The sequence below is a fragment of the Parafrankia discariae genome (assembly GCF_000373365.1).
GTDB lineage: Bacteria > Actinomycetota > Actinomycetes > Frankiales > Frankiaceae > Parafrankia > Parafrankia discariae.
In genome coordinates this window covers 1-1,316 of the sequence record NZ_KB891199.1, presented here as the reverse complement: position 1 = coordinate 1,316, position 1,316 = coordinate 1, and the positions used below count along the sequence as shown (strand labels likewise).

Sequence of the window (1,316 nt, the reverse complement as noted above, 5' to 3'; positions counted from 1 at the left end):
CGCGGCTGCCCACGCCGGGTCGGCGAGTTCACCCAGGCCGTCTTCGTCCTGGAACAGGAGGGAATCTAGAAAAACAAACTTTGAAAATGCTCACTTCGAGCGCAAGCTGTACCGCAAACGCGCGAAGGTCCAAGTCCGGTTCGTCGAGCTGACCGACACCATCCCCGTGCAAGGCCCGGAGACCGAGGTCGTCGACCGTCTGGTGCACGCGGACTTCCTCGCCCTGCTGGACCCCCGCGACCGCCAGGTGATCGTCCTCCTGCAGAGCGGGTTCACCAACCTGACGGAGATCGCGGACATCATGGGCTACGCCAACCACAGCCCGGTGTCCAAACGCCTCGCCCGGATCCGGAGAAAAGCCGCCGCCTACTTCCAGGACCTGTAAGCACAGGCAGACGGCATGATCGTGCTCGTTATGCTTCGGGGTGAGCACCCGCGGCCGGCCGGCCGCGGGTAGCGGGGCCGCGTTCGGCTCGGAAGGACCTGATACCCGCCGGTCCCGGTGCCCGGCGGTCCGCCTCCCTTCCGGGGGCAGCCTGGCGAGTATCCGACTGTGAGCGGACCTCGGAAAACGCGGCCGGCTCGACGAGTAGGCGCCCTCACGGCCGTCGTGTTGGACCGGGATAGCGAAGCGTGGATATGGGAGTGACGTTGAGCGCGCAGGCCACCACGAACCGCACACCGCTGCAGGTCGGTGTCTACATCGACGGGTTCAACCTGTACTACGGCGGCCGCGGGCTGATGGGCGGCAGCGGTAAACCGGGCTGGCGCTGGCTCGACCTGCGCGCCCTGGCCACCTCGATCGTGGCCACCCGGCCGCAGTGGGCCGGGGCGCAGATCGCCCGGGTGGTGTACTGCACCGCACCGATTGACGGCGCGAGCAACCCCAGCGGCGCCGCCGACCAGGAGATCTACCTGCGGGCGCTGCGTGCCGCCCACGCCGTCGACGAGATCGCCAAAGGCCGGTACATCAGCAAAGTGGTGCGGGCGCCGCTGGCCGTGCAGGGCCCGAAGGGCCAGCCGGTCCTGGCCACCTCCGGCTGGCCGGTGATGATCCAGGACCCGACCGGCCAGCCGGTGCGCGACGCCCGCTTCCTGGTCTCGGTCGCCCAGCGGGAGGAGAAGGGCTCCGACGTCAACGTGGCCTCCCACCTCCTGCTCGACCTGCTGCACCAGCGGATCACCGCCGCCGTCGTGATCACTAACGACAGTGACCTGGCTTTCCCGGTGGCCCAAGCCCGCGAGCTCGTCCCCGTCGGGGTCGTCAACCCCAGCAAGGGCTACACCGCCGGCGCGCTACGGGGAGCGCCGCACAC

Annotated in this window: 1 protein-coding gene and 1 pseudogene; both read left to right on the top strand. The window is 69.1% G+C overall.

All coding sequences use genetic code 11. From position 1 onward, the window contains the following. Positions 1 to 385, top strand: a pseudogene (locus B056_RS0110810) (hypothetical protein); the annotation flags it as partial. A 254-nt stretch (positions 386 to 639) separates the two neighbouring features. Further along, a partial coding sequence (locus B056_RS0110805) for a PIN domain-containing protein (protein ID WP_154676968.1) occupies positions 640 to 1,316 on the top strand: 677 nt, incomplete at its 3' end.